Genomic DNA, 6585 nt, shown 5'->3' on the forward strand with positions numbered 1-6585 from the left:
AGCGGTCGCTGACGATGGCCGCGTCGACGAGTTCGGCGAATTCCGCCGCCATCGGGGCCCGTGGCAACACCCGGCCGTCCAGGGTGTGCACGCGCGCGGCCAGCGTCATACTCGACACCAACCAAACCCCTTGCGCAGCAAACAGATCGGCGACACGCAGAGCGCGGTAGTCGCAGTCGTAACCCTTGGCGCGGGCAACGCCGAACAATGCCTGTTGCGTGGTGCCGCGCAGGATCGGATACCAGGGCGGTGGGGTCAGCAGACACGTGCTGCGACCGCCTCCGTCGCCGGGAGTCGCGATCACCACGGTCGAGCGCGGACCTTCCAGCACGTGACCGTCGGAGCTGACGAAGACGACGTCGCCGGCGCCCTGTCGTTCGGCGTGCCGCAGCGCGGCCATGTTTATCGCATACGACAGCGTCTTGGCGCCGGCCAGCAGCCACGGCATCGCTTCGACACCGGCCGACGGCAGCTCACGGGACAAGGTCACCGCGGCCAGACCGTCGCGACGGGTGGCGGCGATCCGGTCGGCGACCGGATTCACCGTGACGTAGGCGGTGGGTGCCGAACCGCGTTCCCGGCCGCGGCTGTAGACCAACCGCATCGCAGCTTCGGCGTCGGTGCCGCCGACCCACTGCCGGGTAGCCAGCTCGATCGCCTGACGCCAGGCCGCCAGGTCGGGCTCGGGCAGGTCGAGAAGCTTCGCCGAATGAGTCAGCCGGCCCAGATGCGCTTCGACCAGGCAGGCACGACCGTCGCGAACCAGCAATGTCTCGAACACGCCGTCGCCGCGTACCGCGGCCAGGTCGTCGGCGAACAGCAGCGGCGTTCCCGGCGGGTGCACCTCGCCGTCGAGCGTCACGATCACGCCCGGGTGGCCAGTCATGGAGAAAAGACTAGTGGCGATCGCAGGAGCGGCGAAGCCGGTCGCAGCGGGTCGCCACCAGAAAGCCGAGGCCGCCGCGACCCGTAGAGTTGGTGTGTGTCCGCAGTTCCCGCCCCCGAAACCGGCCCCGACGCCGGCGCCATCTGGCACTACGGCGATCCCCTCGGCGAGCAGCGTGCCGCCGAAACCGGTGCCGCCCTGGTGGATCGGTCGCATCGCGGAGTGCTGACCCTGACCGGCGCCGACCGGCAGACCTGGCTTCACAGCATCTCGACACAGCACGTCAGCGAATTACCGGACGGCGCGAGCACCCAAAACCTCAGCCTCGACGGCCAGGGCCGGGTCGAAGATCACTGGCTGCAGACCGAACTCGGCGGCGTCAGCTACCTCGACACCGAACCGTGGCGCAGCGAGCCGTTGCTGGAGTACCTGCGCAAGATGGTCTTCTGGTCGGACGTCGCTGTCGCCCCGGCTGACCTGGCGGTGCTGTCGCTGTTGGGGCCACAGCTGAGTGAGCGAGCCGTGCTCGATGCGCTCGGCTTGGACGCGTTGCCCGCCGAGATGACTGCCGCGCCGATGTCCGGCGGCGGCTTCGCGCGCCGGATGTCACCGGCCCGCCCTGGCCAGATCGAGCTAGACGTTCTGGTCGAGCGCGCGGGATCTGCCGAGCTACAGCAGCGGTTGACCAGCGCCGGAGTGCAACTCGCCGGAGTCTGGGCCTACGAGGCGCACCGGGTGGCGGCGGTGCGACCGCGGCTCGGCGTCGACACCGACGAGCGCACCATCCCGCACGAAGTGGGCTGGATCGGCGACGCCGTCCATCTCGACAAGGGCTGCTATCGCGGCCAGGAGACCGTCGCCCGGGTGCATAACCTCGGCAAGCCGCCGCGCGTGCTGGTGTTGTTGCACTTGGACGGGTCGGTAGACCGGCCGGCCACTGGCGACGCCGTGCTGGCCGGTGGCCGCACGGTGGGCCGGCTTGGAACGGTCGTCGAACACGTCGACCTCGGCCCGGTGGCTCTGGCGCTGGTCAAGCGGGGCATACCGGCGGACACCGCCCTGAGCACCGGCGGCGGAGGCGAGGTGGCGGCTTTAATCGACGCCGCATCGGTACCGGCCACCGACGGGCCCGGCGCCGGTCGGGTAGCCGTCGAGCGGTTGCGGGGAACAGCCCGATGACGGCCCGGACAGGGTGCGGGGCGCAACAGCACGCAACCTCCGGGCACGGTAAACTGTCGGCAGGACAATAAAGACAAAAGATCGGAGCCGCCTACTTGTTGGGCCGCTCCGTTATTGCGCGAGGGGGTTCCCCCATGGGCCGTGGCCGGGCTAAGGCGAAGCAGACCAAGGTTGCACGAGACCTTAAATACAGCTCACCGCAGACCGATTTCGATCGGCTTCAGCGCGAGTTGTCCGGGTCGGACGCCGACGATGCCGACCAGTCGGAGAGCGACGATCCCTGGCGAGACGTACACCGCTAGGACTGCCCGCGGCTCGCCATATCGGCGAGCCGAAATCTAGAACCTTGGGTGCTGCCCGAGAAGTTTTGCTCGCGGACTGCCTTTTCCACTCTTGTTGATCGTGCCAAGCACCCAGCAATCCAAATGCCGGGCGGTCAAGATCGCCAGTGCGCGGTCGGTGTCCTCGGGCGCGACGACGGCGATCATGCCGACGCCCATGTTGAAGGTCTTTTCCATCTCGGCGCGCGACACGCGGCCGCGCTGGGCGATCATCGCGAAAACCGGCGCCGGCGTCCACGTGCCGCGATCCACCTCTGCCACCAGCCCATTCGGGATGACGCGTTCCAGGTTGCCGGCCAGCCCGCCCCCGGTCACGTGGCAGAACGTCCGGACCTGGGTTTCGGCGGCCAGCGCCAGGCAGTCCTTGGCGTAGATGATCGTCGGCTCGAGCAGTTCTTCGCCCAGCGTGCGGCCGAACTCCTCGACGTAACCGGCCAGGTTGCCCCGGTCGATCTCCAGTAAGACCTTGCGGGCCAGCGAGTATCCGTTGGAATGCAGGCCTGACGATCCCATCGCGATGATGACGTCGCCGGGCTTGACCCGCTCGGGCCCGAGCAGGTCGTCGGCTTCGACGACGCCGACCCCAGTAGCCGAAATGTCGTAGTGGTCCGGCTCGATCAGGCCGGGATGCTCGGCGGTCTCACCGCCGAGCAGCGCGCAGCCCGCACGCATGCACCCTTCGGCTATACCGCCGACGATCGCGTTGAGCCGTTCCGGCACGATGCGGCCAAGAGCAATGTAATCCAGCAGGAACAGCGGCTCGGCTCCGCAGACCACCAGGTCGTCGACCACCATCGCGACCAGGTCCAGGCCGACGGTGTCGTGCTTGTCCATCGCCTGGGCGACGGCCAGCTTGGTACCCACCCCGTCGCTGGATCCCGCCAGCAACGGCTCGCGGTAGTCGTTGCGCAACGCAAAGAGTCCGGCGAACCCGCCCAGCTTGCTGAGCACCTCGGGTCTGGTGGCTTTCGACGCCAGCGGCTTGAACAATTCGACTGCGCGGTCTCCGGCCTCGATGTCGACTCCGGCCGATGCATATGTCGCGCCCGGGGCAGCCGGGTCTTTTCCGCGGTCGGTCATCGCGATAAAGGCTACCGGTCGCCGATCGGCGCGGGTATCTCCCACTCGTGCAAGGGCAACGTAAAGCTAGGGATGTTGTAGTACGGCGGCCTGCTCGGCCTCCGGCGATAGATCGAGGGCGCCGATGTCCGACCGCGCGGCGTTGGCGAGCATCTGTTCGATGACGTTCTTACCAAGCGCTGTCTCGCTGGGCAGTTCGATCGGGTACTTGCTGTCGAAGCAGGCCGAGCACAGCCGTGACGTGGGTTGCTCGGTGGCGGCGATCAGGCCCCGCAGCGAGATGTGTCCGAGCGTGTCGGCGTTGATCGCCTGCCGCACGGCTTCGAGGCTCTCGTCTTCGTCTTCAACGGCATTCGCGATCAGCTCGGCCGGCGACGGGAAATCGATGCCGTAGAAGCACGGCCACTTCACCGGCGGCGAAGCGATCCGCACATGCACCTCGACGGCGCCGGCTTCCCGCAGCATCCTGACCAGAGCACGCTGAGTGTTGCCCCGCACGATCGAGTCGTCGACGACGATGAGTCGCTTACCGCGGATGACTTCTTTGAGCGGGTTTAACTTCAGCCGGATTCCGAGCTGACGGATGGTCTGCGACGGCTGGATGAAGGTGCGCCCCACGTAGGCGTTTTTCATCAGGCCCTGGCCGTAGGGAATGCCGGATTCCTGCGCATAGCCGACGGCGGCCGGGGTACCGGATTCCGGGACGCCGATGACCAGGTCGGCGTCGATCGGAGATTCGCGGGCCAGCCGGCGGCCAATCTCCAATCGGGCGCCGTGCACCGACCTTCCGGCGATCGTGCTGTCCGGCCGTGCCAGGTAGACGTACTCGAAGATGCAGCCCTTGGGCTCGGGGTTGGCGAAGCGGGTCGATCGAACGCCGTCGGCGTCGATGGCCAGCAGCTCACCGGGTTCGATCTCGCGGACGAACGAGGCGCCGACGATGTCCAGCGCTGCCGTTTCCGACGCGACCACCCAGCCGCGGTCCAGCCGTCCCAGGCAAAGGGGGCGCACGCCCCACGGGTCGCGGGCGGCGTACAACGTGTTCTCGTCCATGAAGGTCAGACAGAACGCGCCGCGGACCGTCGGCAGCAGTTCCAGCGCTGCCTGCTCCAGGCTGGAGTCGGCGGCGCCGTGGGCCAGCAACGCGCCCAGCATGTCGGAGTCGGTGGTGGCCGCGCCGGGGACCTTGCTGTTCAGCAGCCCGGCCTCACGGGCGCGGGTGACGAGTTCGGCGCTGTTGACCAGATTGCCGTTGTGGCCCAACGCAACTCCGGTGCCTGCTGCGGTGTTACGGAAAACCGGCTGGGCGTTCTCCCAGGTGGGCTGGCCGCTGGTGGAATACCGGCAGTGGCCGACCGCGACATGGCCTTCCATCGCCGCCAACGTCTGCTCGTCGAAGACCTGACTGACCAGCCCGAGATCCTTGAACACCAGAATCTGCGACCCGTCGGCGACCGCGATACCCGCCGCCTCCTGGCCTCGGTGCTGCAACGCGTAGAGGCCGTAGTAGGTCATCTTGGCGACTTCTTCGCCGGGCGCCCATACGCCGAATACACCGCATTCTTCGCCAGGCGGATTCTCGTCAGGTACTGGCTGCTGGACGGTCACAGTGCGGCGGCTCCCCGGGGAACGGATGGTGACTTGGTGAAGTCTACGGAAACGTTGGGCGTGTCAACGAATTGAAGGGGCGTGTTGCACCATGTGCCAACCGGTTTTTGCAGCTCAACAGTCCCACGAGCAATCACATATCGCATATGTCACATTGCGACCGCTCGCCGCTCAGCTGGCTAGGCGCCCGGCCTCCCGCTCGTCGAGCACTTGGTAGGCCGCGTTGTAGCCCGGCGTAAAGGTGATGCCCGGCCCGCCGTGGCACCCGGCGCTCGCCAGGTACAGCCCGTCGAGCGGAATGGGCATGTCGATGAAGCCCCTCGGTCCCGGCCGGTTTGGTCCCATCAAATCCGGATGGAGCAGGCCGTGGCAGAAATCGCCTGACGGGGCGCCGAACATGGTCTGCATGTGATACGGCGCGAAGGTGATGTGCCGGATGACGATGTCGCGGAAGTTGGGCGCGTAGCGGGTGATCTTGTCGATAACTCGTTGCGCCATTTCATTTTTCAGATGCCCGTGCTGATCGCGGCTGGCCTCGACGGGGAATGCGTAGGCGTACGCGCTCGCGGCATGCTTACCGGGCGGCGCCAGTCCGGGATCCATGCAGGACGGAATCTGCATGCCCAGCGAGGGATTCTCGGGCACCAGGCCGCGGGTGCACGTCTCCCACTGGCGCTGCTGTTCCTCGGGTGAGCCAAAAATTCCGATGGACTGCTGCATACCGGGTTCGTTGAGCAGTTCGTAGGGCGGCGCGAACTCCGGACGGCCGTCGAGTGCGAAATGTATCTGTACAAATGCGGCGCGGTGGTCGCGACCGCCCAGCCTGGCGATCAGATCCGCAGGCAAGTGCTCCGCGCCGACGAGGTCGGTGAGAGTGAGGTCGGGCGAGAGGTTGGACACCACTACGGGCGCGCTGATCGTCGACCCGTCTCGCAGCCGCACACCGGTGACACGGTCGTTTTCGACGAGGATCTTCTCGACCTTGGCCCGAAAGCGCATCTCGCCGCCTCGGGATATGAAGAGCGCGTCCAGGTGTTCGGTGAGCGTGCCGATTCCGCCGGCCAGTTTGGTCATCATTGCGGTGCTGTCGTTGGGCACAGCCAGCGCAAAGGCCAGGCAGGTCGCGCTGCCGGGAGTGTAGGGGCCGCGGTAGGTGGAGTTGACCGCCAGAAACGCGAGCATCCCGCGCATGATCGCGTGCTTTTCCTTGTCCGGCAGGTATCGGTCGATGGCGTCCATCGCCGAGCCGAACAGCATTTGATGGATTGCCGCACGTTCGGATTCGTTGGCCGCACAGGCGTACATCTCGTCCAGCGTCTTGGGCGGTGTGCGCACCTCGAATCGGCCCAGCGCTTTCGCGGGCCCCTGACTCCAGGCGATCAACTCGGCCATGCCCATGATCGCGTCGGCGCCGTGTTTCTCGCCCAGATGCGTCATCAGCTGCACGGGGTCGCGGTAAAAGATCATCGGCTCCTCACCGGACTCGCCGAT

Annotated in this window: 6 protein-coding genes; 2 read left to right on the top strand and 4 right to left on the bottom strand. The window is 66.8% G+C overall.

Annotated elements, in window-relative coordinates; all coding sequences use genetic code 11:
• The coding region (locus tag WAO18_RS08970; protein ID WP_422205675.1) for an aminodeoxychorismate lyase at positions 1 to 868 on the bottom strand (868 nt) is incomplete at its 3' end.
• Between the two features lie 114 nt (positions 869 to 982).
• Between WAO18_RS08970 and WAO18_RS08975 the strand changes: the two genes are divergently transcribed.
• Both WAO18_RS08975 and WAO18_RS08980 read left to right on the top strand, forming a co-directional pair.
• Complete coding sequence (locus WAO18_RS08975; protein WP_422205667.1) at positions 983 to 2065, top strand: YgfZ/GcvT domain-containing protein; 1083 nt, start codon at positions 983 to 985, stop codon at positions 2063 to 2065.
• Between the two features lie 134 nt (positions 2066 to 2199).
• Positions 2200 to 2367: a DUF3073 domain-containing protein gene (locus WAO18_RS08980; protein ID WP_422205669.1), complete on the top strand. Its 168-nt coding sequence runs from the start codon at positions 2200 to 2202 to the stop codon at positions 2365 to 2367.
• A gap of 36 nt (positions 2368 to 2403) precedes the next feature.
• Here the strand turns inward: WAO18_RS08980 and purM are convergent, their stop codons facing one another.
• The 3 genes from purM to WAO18_RS08995 all read right to left on the bottom strand — a co-directional run.
• Positions 2404 to 3486 carry a phosphoribosylformylglycinamidine cyclo-ligase gene (gene purM, locus WAO18_RS08985; protein ID WP_422205671.1) on the bottom strand — a complete coding sequence of 361 codons (1083 nt, stop codon included), beginning with the start codon at positions 3484 to 3486 and terminating at the stop codon, positions 2404 to 2406.
• A 66-nt stretch (positions 3487 to 3552) separates the two neighbouring features.
• Positions 3553 to 5094 (bottom strand): amidophosphoribosyltransferase, encoded by a 1542-nt coding sequence (gene purF / locus WAO18_RS08990; RefSeq protein WP_422205673.1) that lies wholly within the window; start codon positions 5092 to 5094, stop codon positions 3553 to 3555.
• A 171-nt stretch (positions 5095 to 5265) separates the two neighbouring features.
• Positions 5266 to 6585: phytoene desaturase family protein (locus WAO18_RS08995; RefSeq protein ID WP_422205674.1), on the bottom strand; the 1320-nt coding region annotated here is incomplete at its 5' end.

Source organism: Mycobacterium sp., from assembly GCF_049278535.1.
Classification (GTDB): domain Bacteria; phylum Actinomycetota; class Actinomycetes; order Mycobacteriales; family Mycobacteriaceae; genus Mycobacterium.